The organism is Undibacterium sp. Di27W (assembly GCF_049340345.1).
Taxonomy (GTDB): Bacteria; Pseudomonadota; Gammaproteobacteria; order Burkholderiales; family Burkholderiaceae_D; genus Undibacterium.
Genome location: NZ_JBMPOS010000002.1, coordinates 255204 through 275487 on the forward strand (window position 1 = coordinate 255204; position 20284 = coordinate 275487).

The 20284-nt window shown below is 51.9% G+C and carries 18 protein-coding genes; 12 read left to right on the plus strand and 6 right to left on the minus strand.

Annotated features, from left to right (window positions below; genetic code table 11):
- Positions 1–36 precede the first annotated feature (36 nt).
- Positions 37–1728 carry a methyl-accepting chemotaxis protein gene (locus ACO0LF_RS05920; protein WP_423012880.1) on the minus strand — a complete coding sequence of 564 codons (1692 nt, stop codon included), beginning with the start codon at positions 1726–1728 and terminating at the stop codon, positions 37–39.
- Positions 1729–2097: 369 nt separating this feature from the next.
- On the opposite strand from ACO0LF_RS05920, the gene ACO0LF_RS05925 reads away from it, so the two are divergent.
- Complete coding sequence (locus ACO0LF_RS05925) at positions 2098–2826, plus strand: glycine-rich domain-containing protein (protein ID WP_423012882.1); 729 nt, start codon at positions 2098–2100, stop codon at positions 2824–2826.
- Positions 2827–2832: 6 nt separating this feature from the next.
- On the opposite strand, the gene ACO0LF_RS05930 is transcribed toward ACO0LF_RS05925, so the two are convergent.
- On the minus strand, positions 2833–3426 hold the full coding sequence (locus tag ACO0LF_RS05930) for a PilZ domain-containing protein (RefSeq protein ID WP_423012884.1): 594 nt from the start codon (positions 3424–3426) through the stop codon (positions 2833–2835).
- Positions 3427–3542: 116 nt separating this feature from the next.
- Positions 3543–4571, minus strand: a complete 1029-nt coding sequence (locus tag ACO0LF_RS05935) for a GlxA family transcriptional regulator (RefSeq protein ID WP_423012886.1) — start codon at positions 4569–4571, stop codon at positions 3543–3545.
- 93 nt (positions 4572–4664) lie between these two features.
- On the opposite strand from ACO0LF_RS05935, the gene ACO0LF_RS05940 reads away from it, so the two are divergent.
- Both ACO0LF_RS05940 and ACO0LF_RS05945 read left to right on the plus strand, forming a co-directional pair.
- On the plus strand, positions 4665–5114 hold the full coding sequence (locus tag ACO0LF_RS05940; protein ID WP_423012888.1) for a PaaI family thioesterase: 450 nt from the start codon (positions 4665–4667) through the stop codon (positions 5112–5114).
- Positions 5114–5647, plus strand: a complete 534-nt coding sequence (locus ACO0LF_RS05945; RefSeq protein WP_423013469.1) for a PaaI family thioesterase — start codon at positions 5114–5116, stop codon at positions 5645–5647. Before ACO0LF_RS05940 ends, ACO0LF_RS05945 begins: the two co-directional genes overlap by 1 nt.
- A 116-nt stretch (positions 5648–5763) precedes the next feature.
- Here the strand turns inward: ACO0LF_RS05945 and ACO0LF_RS05950 are convergent, their stop codons facing one another.
- Positions 5764–6987: a M20 family metallopeptidase gene (locus tag ACO0LF_RS05950; RefSeq protein WP_423012890.1), complete on the minus strand. Its 1224-nt coding sequence runs from the start codon at positions 6985–6987 to the stop codon at positions 5764–5766.
- Between the two features lie 27 nt (positions 6988–7014).
- Entirely contained in the window at positions 7015–8247 is a 1233-nt protein-coding gene (locus ACO0LF_RS05955) for a urate hydroxylase PuuD (protein ID WP_423012892.1), read from the minus strand.
- A 342-nt stretch (positions 8248–8589) separates the two neighbouring features.
- Between ACO0LF_RS05955 and ACO0LF_RS05960 the strand changes: the two genes are divergently transcribed.
- Complete coding sequence (locus ACO0LF_RS05960; protein WP_110254977.1) at positions 8590–9528, plus strand: LysR family transcriptional regulator; 939 nt, start codon at positions 8590–8592, stop codon at positions 9526–9528.
- Between the two features lie 19 nt (positions 9529–9547).
- Here ACO0LF_RS05960 and uraH read toward each other — a convergent pair whose 3' ends face one another.
- On the minus strand, positions 9548–9901 hold the full coding sequence (gene uraH, locus ACO0LF_RS05965; RefSeq protein WP_186954319.1) for a hydroxyisourate hydrolase: 354 nt from the start codon (positions 9899–9901) through the stop codon (positions 9548–9550).
- Between the two features lie 210 nt (positions 9902–10111).
- Between uraH and ACO0LF_RS05970 the strand changes: the two genes are divergently transcribed.
- The 8 genes from ACO0LF_RS05970 to ACO0LF_RS06005 all read left to right on the plus strand — a co-directional run bounded on the left by ACO0LF_RS05970 (position 10112) and on the right by ACO0LF_RS06005 (position 20008).
- A complete protein-coding gene (locus ACO0LF_RS05970; RefSeq protein WP_423012894.1) occupies positions 10112–11869 on the plus strand; it encodes an allantoate amidohydrolase in 1758 nt (585 codons plus the stop codon).
- Between the two features lie 681 nt (positions 11870–12550).
- Positions 12551–13939: a nucleobase:cation symporter-2 family protein gene (locus ACO0LF_RS05975; protein ID WP_423012896.1), complete on the plus strand. Its 1389-nt coding sequence runs from the start codon at positions 12551–12553 to the stop codon at positions 13937–13939.
- 35 nt (positions 13940–13974) lie between these two features.
- On the plus strand, positions 13975–15333 hold the full coding sequence (locus ACO0LF_RS05980; RefSeq protein ID WP_423012898.1) for an 8-oxoguanine deaminase: 1359 nt from the start codon (positions 13975–13977) through the stop codon (positions 15331–15333).
- Between the two features lie 200 nt (positions 15334–15533).
- Complete coding sequence (locus ACO0LF_RS05985; RefSeq protein WP_423012900.1) at positions 15534–16106, plus strand: transcriptional regulator; 573 nt, start codon at positions 15534–15536, stop codon at positions 16104–16106.
- Positions 16103–17245 carry a sensor histidine kinase gene (locus tag ACO0LF_RS05990; protein WP_423012902.1) on the plus strand — a complete coding sequence of 381 codons (1143 nt, stop codon included), beginning with the start codon at positions 16103–16105 and terminating at the stop codon, positions 17243–17245. Before ACO0LF_RS05985 ends, ACO0LF_RS05990 begins: the two co-directional genes overlap by 4 nt.
- Positions 17238–18002, plus strand: a complete 765-nt coding sequence (locus ACO0LF_RS05995) for a LytR/AlgR family response regulator transcription factor (protein ID WP_423012904.1) — start codon at positions 17238–17240, stop codon at positions 18000–18002. Before ACO0LF_RS05990 ends, ACO0LF_RS05995 begins: the two co-directional genes overlap by 8 nt.
- 105 nt (positions 18003–18107) lie before the next feature.
- Positions 18108–19514, plus strand: coding sequence for a hypothetical protein (locus ACO0LF_RS06000; protein ID WP_423012906.1), 1407 nt, complete (start codon positions 18108–18110; stop codon positions 19512–19514).
- The gene (locus ACO0LF_RS06005; RefSeq protein WP_423012908.1) at positions 19511–20008 is read left to right on the plus strand and encodes a hypothetical protein; all 498 of its coding nucleotides are present in this window, start codon (positions 19511–19513) and stop codon (positions 20006–20008) included. Before ACO0LF_RS06000 ends, ACO0LF_RS06005 begins: the two co-directional genes overlap by 4 nt.
- Positions 20009–20284 lie beyond the last annotated feature (276 nt).

Consider the following 20284-nt stretch of genomic DNA (forward strand, 5'->3'; position numbering starts at 1 on the left):
AGCAGACCAGAAAGCAGGGATCTGCCCCACAGCCCGCTAATTTTTATTGAAACCCAGTGCCCTCACCAGTTTACCAGCAGTTGCTGCGATCAAGGATGGCTCTTCCTCAGTATAGTCGTTCCTGGCAGAACTGAGGTTAACGCCTTGATTAAGCGCTTGCGCCCGGCGCACATGATTGCCAGAAGCATCCAGTTTGAAGGCAGATACTGCCCTGGCCAGGTTGTTGGCCTGTTCTTCCATGCTTTCTGCGGCGGCAGCAGCCTGCTCCACCAGCGCTGCATTTTGCTGCGTCATCTCATCCATCTGGTTGATGGCGCGATTGACTTCTTCTATACCCGAACTTTGCTCCTGGCCAGCTGCCGTGATCTCAGACATGATTTGCGCCACATGTTTGACCGAGCTGACGATCTCATTCATGGTCTTGCCAGCCGCATCGACAAGCTTGCCGCCGGTATCGACTTTTTCTACAGAATCGCCGATCAGGGTCTTGATCTCTTTGGCGGCACTGGCACTGCGCTGTGCCAGATTACGCACTTCGGAGGCTACTACGGCAAAGCCACGCCCTTGTTCACCGGCACGGGCAGCTTCTACCGCAGCATTCAGGGCCAGGATATTGGTCTGGAAGGCGATGCCATCGATGACACTGATGATATCGACAATCTTGCGTGAGCTTTCCTTGATGGAGTTCATGGTGTGGACAACTTTGCCGACTTCTTCACCACCCTTGATGGCGAAGTTGGAAGCAGAGGTGACCAGGCCATTAGCCTGTCTGGCATTGTCGGCATTATGTCTGACGGTGGCCGTGATTTCTTCCATGGAGCTGGCGGTTTCTTCCAGCGCCCCAGCCTGGTTCTCGGTACGTGAGGACAGGTCGGAGTTACCGGTCGAGATTTCTACTGCAGCAATCGCGATGGCATCTGTGCCCTGCCTGACTTCGCTGACGATATTGTGCAGGTTGTCGCTCATTTCCTTCAGGGCATTGAGCAACTCGCTGATTTCATCGGTGCCCTCAGCCGCTTCACGGAAAGTCAGTTCACCGGCGGCAACACGTTTGGCGATGACAACGGCATCACGCAAGGGTGTAGTGATGCTGCGTGTCAGGAAGATAGAAAATCCTGCACCAAACAATAAGATCACCGCACCTATGGCGAACAGGGTCAGGGTTAATTGCTTGCCCTTGCTTTCTGCCGTGGCGGAAAGTTCGGCAGAGGCCTTGTCCTGGATATCGACTAGTTTATTAATCTCCAGCAAAGCTTTTTGTTGCAAAGGGTCAACCTGGGTGGCGATCAGCTTGACGGCTTCTTCACCATTGAAAGCCAGCAACATCTTCATGGCTTCCTTGATGGGCACGTCGACTTGCTTATCGAACTCCGAGACGCTATCAAGAATCTTCTTTTCTTCTGCACTGAGGCCCAGGGCAATCAGTTTTTCACGGGTTTCGGCAAAACGGGCCTGCTGTTTTTTGGAGATGGTTTTTTGCTTGTCGATTTCACCAATATCGCTTTGCAAACCTATATTACGTATGGCGATACCCCCTTCCAGCATGCTGCTCTTCAGGCTGGCGGCGAGTTCACTTTTATTGTGCGAAAGTTCCAGCCCCGCAACCATCTCCTTGCGGTTGGCGGCGCTGAAGATACTGTCTATGACCAAGATCAGTATCAGCGTGGCGAGTATCACACCAAAGCCCACGGCAAGTCGGGTTCCTATGCGCAAGTGACGCAAATTCATAGTGAATCTCCCAGAAAGAAAAACATGACTACGAGGTTGTGCTTACCTGAAATCTTCAACTCAGAGAGTTTATGCATCCCTTGCACGCAAAGCGCATGCCAGGGGCTGTCAGTCTCTGTTGCCGATTTGATTTGTATGCTGTAAAGATTTCAGACTAGCCTCTTAGAAAAAACTTTTTCATAAAACAACATATCAGAGTCTGGGGAAGAGAAAATCTGGTATCGCAGACCTGACTTGGAATAAGCTACGGCAGTTTATGTCTAGCCAACTAAATCACTTTGTTTCCATACTATGCCAAAATTGCTTTTGCGCAAAGCGTGCATGGCGCAAGTTTTTGTTAAATTCTATTGATCAAGAGCAAGAATACTTATGCCTATTTTATTGAGCGTGGTCGTACTGGCACTGGCTGTCAGTCTGTTGCTGGTCTGGATGCGCTGGCGGCGGGCGGCGCGAGCTGACTATATACGTACTTATATGTTTCCACCCGGACTGTTGGAAAGGCTACACAAACAGCGCCCTGACTTGCATCTGAAAGACCAGCAATTGGTCGCCAGGGCTTTACGACAGTTTTTCCTGGTCTACCTGAAATCCGGTTACAAGCATATTTCCATGCCTTCGCAAGTGGTCGATGACTTGTGGCACGAATTTATACTATATACAAAAAATTACGAGCAATTTTGCAAACAGGCTTTTGGGCGCTATATGCACCATACACCGGCAGCAGTACTGGGTGCCAGCCAGCGCAGCAATGAAGGCTTGCGCCGTACCTGGTGGTTTGCCTGTCTCGAAGAAAACATCAACCCGCGCCGCGCCACTCGTCTGCCCCTGTTGTTTGCTCTGGATGCCAAGTGGAATATTGCCGACGGTTTTCGCTACCAGCCTGACTGTAGTGCTTTGCGCAAGAATGGTGACGGCACAGTGTATTGTGGCGGCGATTTTTATGGCGGTGGCAGCAGCGATACGGCGTATGATTTTGGCGACACCAGTCAGGATAGCGGCAGCAGTGCCGATAGTCGCAGTGACAGCGGTGGTGACAGCGGAGGGGACAGTTCGGGCTGCTCAGGTGGTTGCGGTGGCGGCTGTGGCGGAGGGGATTAAGCAGGATCAAGCCAGACTGGGCCTGAGGGCGGCATTGCTGCTTTCCAGCCTGTCCATCAGGATTTTCTTTTCGCCATCGCGAAAATGCAGGAATTCCAGGCCCAGGCGAAAAGCATATTGCGAGAGTATGGTGTACACCATCCTGCTCTCGACTTCGATTTTTTGTACTGCCGCGCCTATATGCAAAGGCGGTAAGCTCATGACCAGTTTGACCCTGCCATCAAAAAACACATTGTAGTCACAAAACATGCTGAGGCCATTCTCGGAAATATCATTGACCCTGCCGTAATAACTGTTTTTTTGATCGCGGCCTTCATGAATCAGGGCGATTTCCCATTTCACCAGATAGCGGTTATGTGAACGCAATAGCTGCGTTTTGACCACATTGAATTTGGCCAGGGTATCGGCGATGGCCGGATTTTGCGAGGCTGCCAGGTCTTGCACGGCTATCACCTCACCCAGGTCAGGAGTCGCAATAGCCTGATCGGACACATCCTCTGCTACTGTGGCTGAATCTGAATCTGGCGCAGCAACAGGTGCTTCTGGCGCTACAGGATCTGAGCCATAAGAGATTTTTCTTTTTCCGGGTAATTTGTGCATGACTGCATTATATAAAGAAAACCGGGATTAATTTCCACAAAGAAATTACGATAAAGTTTTGATATGCTTATTGTATATTAATACATAGGGACGCTCAGAGTGTTGAATAGATAAGCTTAAACCGTATCGACCACCCGTTTCGCTGGCTTGAATTGCTCACGATAACTGGCTGGCGACAAACCCGCATGCCGTTTGAACAGACGGCGAAAAGAGCTGGGGTCACTATAGCCCGTGCGCTCTGCCACTTGTTCCAGCGTCAGCGTGGTGGTTTCCAGCAAGCGCTTGGCAACATCCATCTTGACTTGCTGGGCGTAGGTGGCGGGTGTGGTATCGAGCGTCTGGTGGAAGTGACGTATCACAGTGCGTTCACTGACTGCCAGGTGCTCCGCCAGGGCAGGCAGGCGGAAAGGCAGGTGATGATTCAGGCTCAGCCATTTTTGTGCACGTTGCACCAGCATGTTTTCATGCTGATGGGTATCTTGCTGGGTCAGGCTCAACAATTGCATATACGGCATTTGCGAAGCGCGATTGGCATCAATCAGCAAAGTCTTGGCAACGCCGCTGGCAATTTCCTGGCCACCAAAGCGTTCCACCAGATGATAGGCAAGATTGAGATAGCTGGTGGCGGCTCCACTGGTCAAGATGTTTTGATATTCATCCAGTACTTCTGACAAATGCAGGCTGACTTCGGGATAGCGCGCCTTGAAAGAACGCTCCAGCCACCAGGTCGTCGTGGCATGGCCACCATTGAGCAAACCAGCTTCTGCCAGTAAAAAAGTGGCGCTGCAATTGGCCGCCAGCACACAACCCTGCGCATGCTTGGCCCGCAAGGCTGGCAACAAGCCGCGCATGGCATGCAAATCTGCCGTCAGCCCGGCTATGCCATTCTCTATATAGATGCCAGGCAATAAGACGATATCTGCCTTGCTGTTTGCATTGATTGTTGCATCGGCAGTCAGGCAGACTCTGGAAGGCGTGATGACAGGTTCGCCATCCATGGAATGTAGGCTCCAGCTGAACAGTGGACCTACCTCGCCCTTATTCTTGATAGACCAGATGGCATTGGCAACCGAGAACACATCCAGCGGGCCAGTCACCGCAGAAGCCATGCATTGGGGATAGAGCCAGACCTCTATATGTGCCATTTGTCGCAATCTGCATAGAAAGAGTCAATACTGACACTGTCCGACTTTTCCTGCAATAACTAGAATGCAGACTGCACATCTGAGGAGAAGGCCATGAGCACAACAGACACAGTCGACAGCATCGCAGCACAAGAGCAGGCGCAACGCCTGAACCAGTTCGGTGCCAAATTCCTACCCGGCCACCTGGGCATCAATATCTTAAGTGTAGAAAAAGGCAAGGTCACCGCAGAATTGCCAGTCCAGCCGCATTTACTGGCCCCGAATGGCTATCTGCATGCGGGCAGCGTGGTCACCCTGGCGGATACCGCCTGCGGCTATGGCTGCGTCGCCAGCTTGCCGGAAGGCGCGCAAAGCTTTACCACGGTAGAGTTGAAATCCAACCACCTCGGTACTGCCCGTGAAGGCAAGATCAGCGCCATCGCCACTGCCGTACACCTGGGCCGCACTACCCAGGTCTGGGATGCCATTGTCAGCTACGAGGGCAAGACCATCGCCCTGTTCCGTTGTACCCAAATGATCTTATTCCCCAGAAAGGATGCATGATGAGCAGCGATCCAGCAACAGTCTTGCAGCAATGGCAAGAACAGGAAGCCGCCGTGCGCGCCCGCATGGCAGAACCTGGCGTCTTAAGCCTGGAACAGTTAAAAGCCGTCAGTGGTATTGATTTCCTGCGTGGCATCTTGAATGGTGATTACCCTGTCGCCCACATAGGCAAGACCCTGGATTTCATTCCGGTAGAAGGCGAGCCTGGCCGCATTGTCTTCCAGGGCACGCCGGGTTTGCAGCATTACAACCCGCTGGGCAGCGTACACGGTGGTTATTTCTGCACCCTGCTCGATTCTGCCGTTGGTTGCGCCGTGCAATCCATGCTGCCAGCCGGTATCGGTTACACCACTCTGGAAATCAAGGTCAACCTGATACGCGCCATGAACAGCAAGACTGGCCCTGTACGCGCTGAGGGCAAGGTCATACAGGTGGGCAAACAAGTGGGCACGGCAGAAGGCCGTATCGTCGATGCCGCAGGCAAGATCTATGCGCATGCGACGACGACTTGTTTGATATTTCCTTTGCCTTGAGGCTAATCATACGGGCTTGCTTTCACTCTCAATAAACAGCAATCCCAAATTCTTCGCTCCTGCGGTGTTCGTCGCATACCGTGTTCTCATTGGTATGCAACGAACGCCACCCTACATCACACCAGCAAATCCGCCAGACTGCGCGCAATGACCTTGGTGGCTTTGCGTAAATCTTCCAGATGCAAACGCTCATCTGCGCGCTTGGCATGGGATTCCAGCACAGTGCGCGGCCCCGCACCATAGATAACGCCAGGTATGCCTGCTTCCGAGAACAGGCGTACATCGGTATACAAAGGCGTACCCAGAGCAGGAATCGCTTCACCAAATACCGCACCACCATGTTTTTGTATTGCATCTACCAAAGGTGTATTACCTGGCAATGGACGCATGGAATTTGCCAGCAAGATGCGTTTGACATCGACGCTGATACCAGGCAATTCAGCCGCGGTATCGTTAATGACTTTGCGCAAAGTCGCTTCGACTTCTGCCGGATTTTCTTCCGGTATCATGCGGCGGTCGAGTTTGAATGTCACGCGGCCAGGGATCACATTGGTATTGGTGCCACCTTCTATCGTGCCCACATTCAGGTAAGGATGGGTGATGCCTTCGACTTTCGATGTGACTTGTTTGTACAGCGTGTTTTGCGCATACAGGGCATTCAAAATCTTGACTGCTGCCTGCAAGGCATCAACACCTGAGTCAGGGATAGCTGCATGCGCCATCTTGCCGTGGACGGTTACTTCCATCTGCAGGCAACCGTTATGCGCAGTGATGACCTGGTAAGAAAAACCTGCGGCTATCATCAGGTCAGGCTTGATCAAGTTGTGCTTGAGCATCCAGCCCGGGCCAACTTCGCCACCGAATTCTTCATCATAGGTGAACAATAATTCCAGTGTGCCTGCAGTTGGTTTGGCAACCGCTTCCAGTGCACGCAGGGCAAAGGTATACGTCGAGAAATCGCATTTACTGACAGCCGTAGCGCGGCCATAGATATTGCCGTTTTCTATTTCGCCGCCGTAAGGGTTCTTGGTCCAGCCTTCACCCGGTGGCACTACATCGCCATGGGCATTCAGCAGCACCGTCTTGCCTGGACCATACTGGCGGCGTACCAGCAGGTTGGTGATGCTTTGCAGGCCAGCGTCTTTGACTTCGCTATCTGGCACAGCATGTTTTTCTGCGCTGATGCCCATGTCTTGCAGCAGATCAGCGGTACGTTCTGCATGCGGCGTGTTATTGCCAGGTGGGGTATCAGTCGGTACACGTATCAGTTCTTGCAGGAACTTGACCTGCTCATCAAAGTGCGCGTCTACCCAGGCATCGAGTTGTTCGTAGTTATTCATGTCTTGTACTTTCTAAATTTTATTGATTTACTTGGCACCAGCCTGGAACCAGGCGCCGACGACTGCACGTTCTTCTTCCGTCATTTGCGTCATATTCCCTATAGGCATGGCCTTGAGTTGTACGGCTTGCAAATTTACCTTCACTGCGTTTTGCCTGATCAGCTCTGGCGTATCGAGTTTGATACCAGCAGGCGCAGTAGCAAAGCCAGGTTGGGTAGGTGCGGCTGAATGGCAAGAGGCGCAACGCTGCTGGATGATGCCCTGCACTTTTGTGAACTGGGCCTTTTCTGCTTCTGCCGCCGACAGGGCCGGGTCAGGCGCTGCCACTTTGGCTGGCGGTTTTGGTGCAATCGCAATTGCCACTGCCAGCAATAAAGTCACACCAGCCGCAGGGTAAGCCCAGTTGGTAATGCCCTTGTGGCGCAGGTTGAAGAAATGACGTATCAAGACACCCGCCGCCATGATGGTCGCCAGCACCAGCCAGTTGTATTCATGGTTATACGTCATTGCATAATGGTTGCTGATCATGATGAACAGCACCGGCAGGGTGAAGTAATTATTGTGTACGCTGCGCTGCTTGGCTTTTTGGCCGTGAATGGGGTCTGGCGATTTACCCTGCTGCATGGCTTCGACCAGTTTGCGCTGGCCGGGGATGATGAGCATCAGCACATTACCGACCATCATCGTACCTATCATCGCGCCAACGTGGATATAGGCCGCACGGCCACTGAGGAATTTCGACAACACAAATGCTGCCGCCACAATAAATACAAACATGATGATGCCCAGCAGGCCTTCACGTTTGCCCAGCGGTGAGCGGCACAGCAAGTCATACACAGTCCAGCCCACCAGCAGCGTGCCCAGGCCTATGCCTATGGCTTGCCAGCTCGTCAGGTCAGCGACGGACTTGTCTATCATCATGGCAGACGCATTGAAGTAATAGACGATAAACAACATCGCAAAGCCAGACAGCCAGGTGGCATAGGCTTCCCATTTGAACCAGTGCAGTTCTTCCGGCAGTTCCTTGGGGGCGATCAGGTATTTTTGCGGGTTATAAAAGCCACCGCCATGCACGGCCCACAATTCACCGGACACACCCTTGTTGGCCAGTTCAGAACCCGGCTTGGGCGGGCGGATATTATTGTCCAGCCAGACAAAGTAAAAGGATGCACCTATCCAGGCGATGCCGGTAATCAGGTGCAGCCAGCGGACAATCAGGTTCAGCCACTCAGTGCCATACGCAAGTAAAAAAGCTTCCATGTTTTCTCTCATGTTAGAAGCTCGTCTGCCTCCGCGGGGCTCTTCAGACGAGAGGGATATAAAAATATCCCAAAGTGGTCGCGAACCGAAGCTCCGCTGCGACCAGGTATTTCTGGCAGCTTACGCTACCATGATTCACGATCTTAGTGCTAAAAAACCACAACCTGTAGCTATCTGCTGCAAATGTCTCCTATTGCCGCAGTTAAAACAAGGGCAGGTACTACCAATAGCAAAAAACTTGGTGAAGTCTGGTAACGATAAACTTTTTCCCTACAAACTTCATTGAAAACGAAGTATATTAAAAATACAGATTTCGATATACGTTTGAAGACAGGCATCAGCATGGCACAACTACCCAATCATCTCGATCTGCATCTGATACGCATTTTGTATCTTTTGCTCAGTGAGAAAAACGTTTCCCGCGTGGCTTTAAAGCTTAACCAGCCGCAGCCTTCGATTTCTGCCTCGCTACGCAAACTGCGTGAGCTGACTGGTGATCAATTGCTGGTGCGTGGTGGCCGCGGCATGGTACCTACCCCGCATGGTGAAACCCTGCTCAAGCCTGCCAAACGCATACTCGATGAAACCGAGCTCTTGTTTGAACGCAAAGTCCCTTTCGTCGCCCAGCAGGAAAGCAAGACGTTTCACATCGCTGCGCCAGATTCCCTGCATGTGCAATTTTTGCCCAGCGTCGTCGAGCGCCTGCGCCGTGAATCACCTAAAAGCCGCATCGTCATCCATGGTCTGGGAGCAGAAGTTGATTATGTGCGCCACCTGTCTGACGGTGACCTTGACCTCGTCATCGCCAACTGGGATGAACCACCGCAACACCTGCACCTGTCCAAGCTTTTTGAAGATCCCATCGTCTGCGCCATGCGTGCAGACAGCCCTTATGCCAAGCGCACCGGCACTGACGACATGACGCTGGAAGACTACCTGAGTCTGCCGCATGTCGCGCCTTCGCAACTCTTGTCCGGCTATCATGGCGTCATCGACGCCCATCTGGAACGCCAGCATCTGCGCCGCAATGTCGTCGTTGAATCCGCCTACTTTGGCCTGATGCCACATATGTTGACGCAGTCAGACATGGTGCTGACGACGGGCAAGCAATACCTGAGCTTTTATGAAAAAAGCCTGCAACTGAAGACTTTTTCCATCCCCATCAAATTCCCGCCACTGCGCTTTTACCAGCTCTGGCATGAACGCGTACATCATTCGCCAGAACACAGATGGCTGCGTGAGCAGATAGCCCAGGCAGCCAAATCGCTGATGTCCAAATAATCCTGAACGGCGCAGGGGCTTAACTACCCCTGTAAGTCGAGTAAGCCCATGGCGATACCACCAGCGGCACATGGTAATTCTGGCTGGCATCAGCCACGCCAAAAGCCAGGGTCACGCGGTCTATGAATTTGGGGCTGGGCAGGTCTACACCTTGCTTATCAAAATAATCACCTGCTGCAAATACCAGCTCATACAGGCCGGGCTTCAGGCTGTCACCTTCCAGCAAGGGCGCGTTGCAGCGGCCATCATTATTGGTGGTTTCTGTCTTCAGCAGGGTTTTCTCGCCTGCATTGACGGCATACAACTCCACCTGCACACCCACGCCGGGTTTGCCAACGGTGATATCCAGCACATGTGTACTGAGCTTTCCCATACTGATCTCCTATATTGATGACTTGAAATGTGCTATCAGCTAAATCTTATACTGCCAGCAGTCTATCAATATACTATCGAAGATATACAGATCATGACGACAGCAGCACATTGCAGGCCAGAATTGGGCTTAAGCTTCATCATCATGCCGGGACAACACCGGTCACATTAATGAATACGTACAAATAACAGGCACAAGGCCTGAGCAATTATGACGACAACTCTGGACCACCTGAACCACTGTAGCCCGCAAGACTTTGTGCATATTCTGCACGGTATCTATGAGCATTCACCCTGGATACCCGAGCGGGCAGCCGACAGTCGCCCCTTTGCCAGCATCACGGCGCTCAAGCTGGCCTTGCAAACCGTGGTCAGCCAGGCGACAGAGGCAGAACAGCTGGGCCTGATCCGTGCCCACCCCGAGCTGGCAGGCAAGGCCGCCATCGCCGGAGAATTGACGGCAGAGTCAACAGGTGAACAGGCCAAGGCGGGCCTGACCAATTGCAGCCCTGAAGAATTTGCGATACTGCACAAGCTCAATGCCGACTACAACAGCAAATTTGGTTTCCCCTTCATCCTCGCCGTCAAAGGGCCGGATGGCAAGGGTTTTACGCGGGAAGCCATCATCGCCACTTTCCAGCGCCGTTTTAAAAACCAGCGGGCAGATGAGCTGGCAGAATGTCTGCGCCAGATAGGCCGCATCGCCGAACTGCGCCTGAATGATTTGCTCGAACACACCCTGCAATTTGGCAACACCATCATGCAATGGTCAGAAACCCTGGCTGCCTGGAGCGATGATGAAGATGGCCTGACCTGTGCCTACATGACAGCCGCGCACCAAAAAACCGCAGAGCAACTGGCGGCCTGGATGCGCGAAGCTGGCATGCATGTGCATATCGATGCGGTCGGCAATGTGGTAGGTCGCTACCTGTCTGATGCAACCGACGCCAAGACCCTGCTGACCGGCTCCCACTATGACACCGTCTGCAATGGCGGCAAATACGATGGCCGTGAAGGCATCCTGCTGCCCATTGCCATCGTCAAGCACCTGAACGACAGGAATGAAAAACTGCCCTTCAATTTCGAAATCATCGGCTTTTCTGAAGAAGAAGGCGTGCGTTTCAAAAGCACCTTCCTCGGTAGTAATGCCGTCATCGGCCAGTTCGACCTGGCCTTGCTGGACAAGACCGATGCAGACGGCATCAGCATGCGTGAAGCACTGACTGCCGCCGGGCATGATGTCAAACAAATCCCGGCCATAGCGCGTGACCCTGCACAAATCCTGGGCTATGTAGAAGTGCATATAGAACAAGGCCCGGTCTTGCTGGGCCGTGACCTGCCGGTGGGCATCGTCACTTCCATCGCCGGCAGTTGTCGCTATCAGGTGCAACTCAAAGGTGTCGCCAGCCACGCTGGCACCACACCCATGAGCATGCGCAAGGATGCTGCCGCTGCTGCAGCAGAAATCATTTTGTATGTAGAACAGCGTTGCGCCAATGGAACGTCCCTGGTTGGCACCGTAGGCCAGTTACAGGTGCCGCATGGTTCAGTCAATGTGATACCCGGCTCCTGCAATCTTTCGCTCGATATCCGCGCCGCTGACGATGCTACCCGCGATGCCGCGGTGAATGACATCCTGGCAAAGATAGACGCCATCTGCCAGCGCCGCAATATTGAAGTCAATATAGTCAAAGCCGTATCAGCCCCGGCAGCGCCTTGTGCCCCATGGCTGATGCAGCAACTGGCAGCAGCCACGCAAAGGGCAGGTTTGCCCGCCTTTGAATTGCCATCAGGCGCAGGCCACGATGCCATGGCGATAGCAAAGATGACCGATGTGGCCATGCTGTTCACCCGTTGCGGTAATGGTGGCATCAGCCACAACCCGCTGGAAACCATGAGCGCCGACGACGCAGAAGTCTCGGCACAAATCTTGCTCGATTTTTTAAGGAATTTTAAGGGGAAATCTTAAGACCTTAAAGCTCACCACAGAGGAGGGAAAGGCTTCTTGCAAGAAGCCTTCGTTACGCAGGCATGCGGCATGCCGCATGAATTCCCTGCTACACCACAGAGGGGGCACAGAGGTTCACAGAGAAAATCAAAAGAATAAAGATTTCTCATGCTTTTCTCTGTGTCTCTGTGCCTCTGTGTTGAGAGGTCTAGTTTTTCAGTTCAACAACCAGGATTTCTGGCGCCACTTTCAGTATTGCCTGCATCAGCTTCGCAATGAAGACCTGATGCAGGACCAAGACTGAGCTTGAGCCTGCTGCCATGTTTGCGCTTGATAGCGCTGCATGGTTTGAGGCGACGCAAGAATATGCTTTCACCGGCATTTTTTTACGACGCAGATCAATCCTGACGAGATGTCTTCTTCCAGTTCATGGAGGATGCATTTCGTCAGGCAGCAGTAAAAAGCGCAGTCGGACACTATGTTTCGGCTGTATTTGTAGCCGCTTTTCCTGACGACACCATCGTCAGGAAGGCAAACCAGGAGTTTTGCACATGATGCATTTCCCCCTCATCTCGATTACCAGTCGCTTAAATCTTTAGCAGCTCAGTATGTGCATTTCCAGCCATCACTGACAAAGAATTCCGTCAGAGAATCCAGCAGTGATGTGTCAAAAAAACCAAACCATCAAGCAAGGAAGAGACGATGCAAACAGCGATACACCCGGTAGATGAAAAGCTACCAGCAGCAAAATTATTCACTCTGGGCATACAGCACGTGCTGGTGATGTATGCCGGGGCGATAGCCGTGCCTCTCATTATCGGCGGTGCCCTGCACCTACCCAAAGACCAGATCGCCTTCCTCATCAATGCCGATTTATTCTGTTGCGGCCTGGTGACCCTGATACAAGCCCTGGGCATCTGGAAATTTGGCATACGCATGCCTGTCATGATGGGTGTCACCTTTGCGGCAGTAGGCCCCATGGTGGCGATGGCGGGTAACCCCAATCTGGGCATACTCAGCATTTATGGGGCGGTCATCGCCTCCGGTATTTTTGGTCTCATCATCACCCCCTTCATGAGCCGGGCTGTCAGGTTTTTTCCACCTGTCGTTACCGGCACCATCATCACCGTCATCGGCATTACCCTCATGCGCGTGGGCATCAACTGGGCAGCGGGTGGGCAACCGATGATTTTTGATGCGGCCAGCAAGTCCATGCAGCCCAATCCCAATTATGGTGCGCCTGAGAACCTGGCGATTGCATTCTTTGTGCTGGTCTCTATCATGCTCATGACACGTTATTTGCGCGGTTTTTTGGGCAATATCTCGGTCTTGCTCGGCATGGTGCTGGGCTTTGTGGTTTCGCTGGTATTGGGCAAGGTCAGTTTTGATGGTCTGGGTGACGCTGGCTGGTTTGCCTTCATCATGCCGTTTCAATATGGCATGCCGACTTTTGACCTGGGAGCCATTATAGGCATGTGCCTGGTCATGATAGTCACGATGGTGGAATCGACAGGCATGTTCCTCGCCCTGTCTGAGCTCACAGGCAAGCGCATCAGCAATGAAGAACTGGCAAATGGCTTGCGGGCAGACAGTCTGGGCACAGTCATAGGCGGTGTCTTCAATACTTTTCCTTACACCTCGTTTTCACAAAACATAGGTTTGGTCGGTGTCACAGGTGTGCGCAGCCGTTATGTCTGCGCTGCTGCGGGTGTGATCCTGGTGGTGTTTGGCATGTTCCCCAAAATGGCACATGTGGCGGCATCGATACCTGTGTACGTACTCGGCGGTGCAGGCATAGTCATGTTTGGCATGGTGGCCGCCACTGGTATCAAGATACTCGGCAATGCCGGGCTCAATCACCAGCGTCATAACCTGTTCATCGTTGCCGTCAGCATAGGGGCGGGCATGATACCGCTTGTAGCACCGCAGTTTTTCTCGCACTTGCCGCACTGGCTGGGCACGATAGTCGATAGCGGCATTTTGCTGGCCACCATCGCGGCAGTGACACTCAATCTGTTTTTCAACGGTCAGGGTGCTGAGTCGGAAGCCAAGGCATTTGCCATGGCGGCGGCCCACAGTTCCGACCATTAATTTTCTCTGTTATTTTATTTCTTATTTTATTTGTTATGGCCAGCCTACTTATCAAAAATGCCCGCGTCGTCGTCACCATGGACGACACGCGCCGTGAAATCAGCAATGGTGCGGTATACATCATCGACAATGTCATTGCGCAGGTGGGTCTCAGTGCAGACTTGCCACAGACTGCTGACGAAATCATCGATGCGACTGACCATGTCGTCATGCCCGGCCTCATCAATACCCATCACCATATGTACCAAAGCCTCACGCGCGTCATACCTGCGGCGCAAAATGGTGAGCTGTTCAACTGGCTGACCAACCTCTACCCTATCTGGGCCAACCTGACACCAGAGATGGTGCAGGTATCGACCCAGGCCGCCATGGCAGAGCTGATCTTGTCAGGCTGTACAACGAGTAGTGATCATCTCTACATCTACCCAAATGGCTGCCAGCTTGATCACAGCCTGCAAGCCGCACAAGAGATAGGCATGCGCTTTCATGCGGCGCGTGGTTCCATGAGTGTGGGCCAGTCAAAAGGTGGTTTGCCACCAGACCGGGTGGTGGAAGACGAAGCCAGCATCTTGCGCGACACCCAGCGCCTGATAGAGACTTATCACGACAGCAGCCGCCACGCCATGCAACGCATCGTCGTTGCACCCTGCTCGCCATTTTCTGTCTCACGCGATCTCATGCGTGAATCAGCAACACTGGCGCGCAGCTATGGCGTCTCACTGCATACTCACCTGGCAGAAAATGCCAATGACATCGCCTACAGCCGTGAGAAGTTCAATATGACCCCGGCAGAATATGCCGAGGATTGCGGCTGGGTAGGCCATGATGTCTGGCACGCGCACTGTGTGCAGCTCGATGACGATGGCATCTATATGTTCGCCCGCACAGGCACTGGCATTGCCCATTGCCCCTGTTCGAATATGCGCCTGGCATCCGGCATTGCACCTATACGCAAGATGCTGGATGCCGGTGTCAGTGTCGGCCTCGGTGTCGACGGTTGCGCCTCGAATGATTCTGGCCACATGCTGGGCGAAGTCAGGCAAGCCATGCTCCTGCAACGTGTGGGCTTTGGCCCTGACGCCATGACAGCCAGACAGGCGCTGGAAGTCGCGACCCTGGGTGGTGCCAAGGTACTCAACCGCGACGACATAGGCGCACTCAAACCCGGTATGTCGGCCGACATCGTCATGTTCAACCTCAAGCAGATAGGCTATGCCGGTGCCTGGCATGACCCGGTCGCGGCCCTGGTCTTTTGCACGCCTTCAGATGTGGCATATAGCATCATCAATGGCAGGGTAGTCGTTCGTGATGGGAATATCACATCCATAGATTTACCAGTAGTGATGGAAAAACATAACCGGCTGGCCCATCAACTGGCAGAAGCGGCAGGTTGAAAAGCCAGATTGCATCCCGAGTCCGTCACCTGCTTCCATCAAACAGGCAGGTTTACTGGTGGAATGTGAAAAGGGTGCATCTTTTATCTTGTTGCAGACGCGTTTATCGCTAAAATCATGCGCTTGTCGCAAGCAAGCCATGAGCGTATTTTTCTCTGGCAAAGTGACAACATGACAAGTCGTCATGAAAAGGAGAAAACATGAAACCGGGATTTATTATTTTGTCAGTACTCGCTGCTACGTCCTTATATGCGCTGGCCGCAGAATCCGTAGAAAAATTGGCCACACCGTGGGACCTGGCCGGTGAAACACCGAAGTCTTACCAGATTGGTCTCGACCGCAGCCAAACAATTAGTGGTAAAGGCAGCAAGTTTATTCGCTATGTCAGTGGTGACGATCAAAGCTGGGGCACGCTGATGCAAATGATCGCTGCGGATCAGTATCTCAACAAGCGTGTGCGTTTCCAGGCCAGGGTAAAAACCAAGGATGTGGATGGCTGGGCCGGTTTGTGGATGCGTATTGATACGAAGTCAAAGTCAGACTACCATTTTTATAATAGTGAAGACAAACCCATCAAAGGTACGACAGACTGGCAATTACGCAGCGTGGTGCTGGATGTACCTGCCGATGCCAAAGCCATTGCTTTTGGTGTCATTGATGACGGTAAAGGCCAGGTCTGGCTGGATGACTTGACACTGGAAGTGGTAGGCGCGGACGTACCTGTCGATAAAATGAAGCCGTCCAAATCCTTGCCGACTAAACCCAGTTTATGAAGCTGGCTTTGCTGCATACCCTGGCTACAGCAGGCAAGCACGTGCTGTGGACCAGATCATCTGAAAAGTATAGCCTCAGCATGCCAGACAGCGACGCTGCATCGGTAGTGTTTAATATGCTGGGCTTTTCAAGATCACAGTTCCTGCTCAGCATATGCATGCTGGTGGGAGTGAATCTGCTAGCGATACGATGGAAGGCCCATGCCTGGCTGGGCTTGTTTGGCTTACTGGCTTTCCCTTTATGTATGACGTCATGGACGCTGCTGCTCAGTCTGCGACTATTCAGCAAATGCCGCAACTGGCTGTGGATATGGTGTTGTTTGTTATCGCTCACCGCATTGACAGTCTGGCTGGCAGTACGCACGTATCACTGGTGGGTAGATGCTCATGAGCTGCATGGTTTGAATACTTTGCAGGCTTTTGCCAGTACCATCGTGTTCAGTGGCGTATTGCTGGGATGGCCGTTATGGCGGGTGCAGATCCAGTCACGTGACTTGCAGATCGCCAATTTGAAACAATTGGCGCTGGCAGCAGAGTTGAAGGCCTTGCAAGCCCAGGTCGAACCGCATTTTCTTTATAATACGCTGGCCAATAGCCGTTACCTGGCACGCCATGATCCAGAAAAAGCCGTGCAGATGCTGGACCACCTGATCGCCTATCTGCAAAGTGCCCTACCTGATTTACGTAGCCCCATGTCTACCGTGGAAAGGGAGTTTGAACTGGCGGAACATTATCTGGCGCTGATGGCAATACGCTTTGGCGAGCGCCTGCATTTTCAGTTTGATTTTTTACCCAGTTTGAATGATGCAATTTTACCGCCCATGATGCTGATGTCACTGGTCGAAAACGCGGTGCAGCATGGCGTTGAATGTCAGCCTGGGCAAGTGAAAATCTTGCTGCAGGCGCGCGAACAGGCAGGAAGCCTCTACATTACCGTCAGTGATGATGGCGCAGGGCTGGAACAAAAAGTTCTGGGGAGTGGCGTAGGTTTGCGCAATCTGCGCCAGCGCCTGCATGCCCTGTATGGCGACAAGGCAAGCTTTGAATTGCGCACGGAAGCCAGTCAGCTCACCGTGGCAGAACTGATTTTGCCATTGCATTTGTCATTGAATTTGCACTCTGAAGTGAACCATGAATAATCCCGACAGAAGACCACGCCTGCTGATCGCCGATGATGAACCCTTGCTGAGGGCAGAATTGCGCGAATCGCTGGCCCTGCTATGGCCAGAAGCCGAAATCGTGGCTGAAGCCAGCGATGGTTTTGAAGCACTCAGGCTGGCCAGAGAAATGTCGCCGGATGTGGCGTTTCTGGATATACGCATGCCCGGCCTGAACGGCCTGGAAGTTGCCAAAGCTTTTGCAGCACGCACCCATGTCGTCTTTGTTACCGCATTTCAGGAGCATGCCATCGCCGCCTTTGAAGAAGGCGCGCTCGATTATGTGGTGAAGCCCAGCAGCCCCGCCAGGCTGGCTCGCACCATCACCAGGGTGCGTGAACGCTTGGGGACACCACCACCGGATCTGAGCAACTTCATGCAGAAAATACAGGAAAAACCGCAAAAAAAAGCGCAATCTCCAGCCTGGTTGCAGGCAGCAGTTGGCAATACCATCCACTTTATCGATCTCAGCGAGGTCATCTATTTTTGCGCCGAGTTGAAATATACGCGGGTAGTCACAGACAAAATCGAAGCGCACATACGCATCCCTTTGAAAGAGCTGGCCGATACACTGGAAGACGCAGGCTTCTGGCAAATTCACCGCGCTTATCTGGTTGCCGTCAAACGCATTGCCAGCGTCAATCGCGATGCCGATGCTGCATTGTGGCTGAGCTTGCGCGAGCACAGCGCCCGCCTGCCAGTCAGCCAGCGTTACCGATACAGATTCAAGGGTATGTGAATTCCAGAGCAGTGTTCTTGCTCGTGTAGTAAGAAAGATATGGCGGGCCACAGCTGAGTCAAGTTCATGCAGATTTGCTGAACATTATCCCTGTTCTGTTATAGTTTGAAAAAACCCATCAATGTCGGCCTGTCCCAGGCCATTACCCCTCTATACTTATACGTGAAAAAACAGATTTCATTAATACCAACTGAAACCACAGAACTGCAAAAGCAGTTTTTCCATTCCCTGACCCTGGGTACAGGTAGAGCGATGCTGCTTTTGAAGACGTATCCTCAGTTGGATTTTTCCAAGGAACTCATTGCGGCATCCGCCAAAAATCTCGCAAATGATGCTCCATGTGAAGGCAGTCGAGCCAATTATTTGTATCCATTAATCAGACGTGCCAAGAACAGAGTCTTGATAGAAAAAACGATACTTCAAAAGCTTAAAAATAAAAAATCTGGGGTTTGCAATTTGGCTCAACTGTGTGACCTTGCCCTGCATTTCCATCAGGATGGGAATCTTCATGCCAGAGATATTTTTCTTGAGCGCTTCGACAAGTCTTTTCAAGATGATTATGAGCTTTGTGGTGAAGAACAAATCTTGAAAATGGATGGATTGCAAGGATTATTCAGGCTGGCTGACAAGATAGGCAGGCTCTCAGAAGATGAATGGGCGTGGTATGAGTATCGTTGGGATATAGATGATTTTCAAAAGGCCAATCCATCGATTGATGTCTTTGCAGAGTTTGAAAATGCCGCTAAAAATAATCCTTACATCCATAACTATTTCAAATTAATATCTTCTATCGAGCCCCTCAAACGTGCACGCCGAAAAGTGCCTTCAGCTTATACAGTGAGCGATGTGGAAGAGATTATCAATCGTCCAAATAAGCGCGCCGGGTTTGGCTTTGAACGTACGCGGAGGATGAGCCAGCAAGAGATAGTCACGGTTGCCAGAAATTTTCTTGATGAAAAAGACAAGCTCAGGAAATTCAAGTATCTACGTTTTTTCTATGCGACCAAGTTCCCTTTTGATTACGCGCCTTTGCTAAAAATTGCGAGTGGCCAAAAAAATCATCAAACTAGAGCAGTGAATAATGCAGTGCTTGCGCTCAGCCATTTTTCTGGTGATGACATCCGCGCCCTGGCTTTGAAAAAATTGCGGGAAGAGAGAATCCCGTGTGAGTACCTGCACCTGCTCGTCAGTAACTATCAGGCCGGGGATGCTGAAATGTTGGTGGAAATAATAGGGCGAGCAAAGAATTTTGATGAAGTGCATCTGCTGGTACAAGGCATCATTGCCATCTACAAAGCGAATCCAGGGGCTGATTGCAAGGCACCGCTGGAAGCCATGTACTACAGCATGAATTGCGCTTTACACAGAAGGGATTTACTGGAGATTCTGAATGGCAATGCTGTGCTTTCCGACGATATTCTTGAAGAACTGGCATATGATACAGATGCAGATATACGTAAATTATCCCGCAGCATAAAACGCTCAAGAAAAAGTGAGGCTATATCAAAATGAGTTTGGCTATCAAAAAGTTTTTATGTTTTCTATGTTTCAGCATCTATGCGGTGGCAGCTTTTGCTGCAGCACCCAAACCCATGGAGCTCGATTGCAGTGGCACCAAGGCCAGTGTAGAGTTTGAGGAAGAACAGCTCAGCCCCAGACAATATAAAGCTTATCTGACTTTAAAAGGGGAGAATGGCTATACCTCAATATTGACTTTTTCCGTGCGCAGTTTTGGGATGGAGTGCCGCAGCAATATACTCAACTGGCAAGGCTTTGTCGTATGGCAGACAGCTTGCCCTCTGGCGTGGGGGCCGGCTACTCCCTTCGACGCCTGTGACAAGAAAAATTATTTTGGCATCGCCAAAGGCTCGGATGTCATGCTGGTACCCAGCGCCAACAACGGGCGTCTGGCGGCTGAGTTATTTCATTATCCTTACCAGAAAAAAGCGCCAGATCTGGCACCTGTCAAAATCTACTTCAAGGTAGATGAGAATCTCACCAAGTGAAAGTCACATCTGTTGAAACAGGTGTGTGTGATTGCGGCTGACTTCCAGTTTCTCTGCATGGCCTTTCAAGCCTATCAGCTGGCGGCCACGGAAATCACAGGTGACTTAGGCAATTATAGAGACGTGCACTAGGTTATATTTTGCATTGAAATAAAAAACGAAACTTCCTTGGTGCCGACCATGCGCAGGCTGGCCTGTATCCAGCACAGCACTGCCGCCGGGATGAGTTAGGAGAGGATCATTGCTTGCTGGTTCGCATGCATATGCAAAATGCAT

Bases quoted from the DNA above. Each gene is read 5' to 3' on its own strand.
- ACO0LF_RS05920 (WP_423012880.1), bottom strand. From the start codon at position 1,728: ATGAATTTGCGTCACTTGCGCATAGGAACCCGACTTGCCGTGGGCTTT.
- ACO0LF_RS05925 (WP_423012882.1), top strand. From the start codon at position 2,098: ATGCCTATTTTATTGAGCGTGGTCGTACTGGCACTGGCTGTCAGTCTG.
- ACO0LF_RS05930 (WP_423012884.1), bottom strand. From the start codon at position 3,426: ATGCACAAATTACCCGGAAAAAGAAAAATCTCTTATGGCTCAGATCCT.
- ACO0LF_RS05935 (WP_423012886.1), bottom strand. From the start codon at position 4,571: ATGGCACATATAGAGGTCTGGCTCTATCCCCAATGCATGGCTTCTGCG.
- ACO0LF_RS05940 (WP_423012888.1), top strand. From the start codon at position 4,665: ATGAGCACAACAGACACAGTCGACAGCATCGCAGCACAAGAGCAGGCG.
- ACO0LF_RS05945 (WP_423013469.1), top strand. From the start codon at position 5,114: ATGAGCAGCGATCCAGCAACAGTCTTGCAGCAATGGCAAGAACAGGAA.
- ACO0LF_RS05950 (WP_423012890.1), bottom strand. From the start codon at position 6,987: ATGAATAACTACGAACAACTCGATGCCTGGGTAGACGCGCACTTTGAT.
- ACO0LF_RS05955 (WP_423012892.1), bottom strand. From the start codon at position 8,247: ATGGAAGCTTTTTTACTTGCGTATGGCACTGAGTGGCTGAACCTGATT.
- ACO0LF_RS05960 (WP_110254977.1), top strand. From the start codon at position 8,590: ATGGCACAACTACCCAATCATCTCGATCTGCATCTGATACGCATTTTG.
- uraH (WP_186954319.1), bottom strand. From the start codon at position 9,901: ATGGGAAAGCTCAGTACACATGTGCTGGATATCACCGTTGGCAAACCC.
- ACO0LF_RS05970 (WP_423012894.1), top strand. From the start codon at position 10,112: ATGACGACAACTCTGGACCACCTGAACCACTGTAGCCCGCAAGACTTT.
- ACO0LF_RS05975 (WP_423012896.1), top strand. From the start codon at position 12,551: ATGCAAACAGCGATACACCCGGTAGATGAAAAGCTACCAGCAGCAAAA.
- ACO0LF_RS05980 (WP_423012898.1), top strand. From the start codon at position 13,975: ATGGCCAGCCTACTTATCAAAAATGCCCGCGTCGTCGTCACCATGGAC.
- ACO0LF_RS05985 (WP_423012900.1), top strand. From the start codon at position 15,534: ATGAAACCGGGATTTATTATTTTGTCAGTACTCGCTGCTACGTCCTTA.
- ACO0LF_RS05990 (WP_423012902.1), top strand. From the start codon at position 16,103: ATGAAGCTGGCTTTGCTGCATACCCTGGCTACAGCAGGCAAGCACGTG.
- ACO0LF_RS05995 (WP_423012904.1), top strand. From the start codon at position 17,238: ATGAATAATCCCGACAGAAGACCACGCCTGCTGATCGCCGATGATGAA.
- ACO0LF_RS06005 (WP_423012908.1), top strand. From the start codon at position 19,511: ATGAGTTTGGCTATCAAAAAGTTTTTATGTTTTCTATGTTTCAGCATC.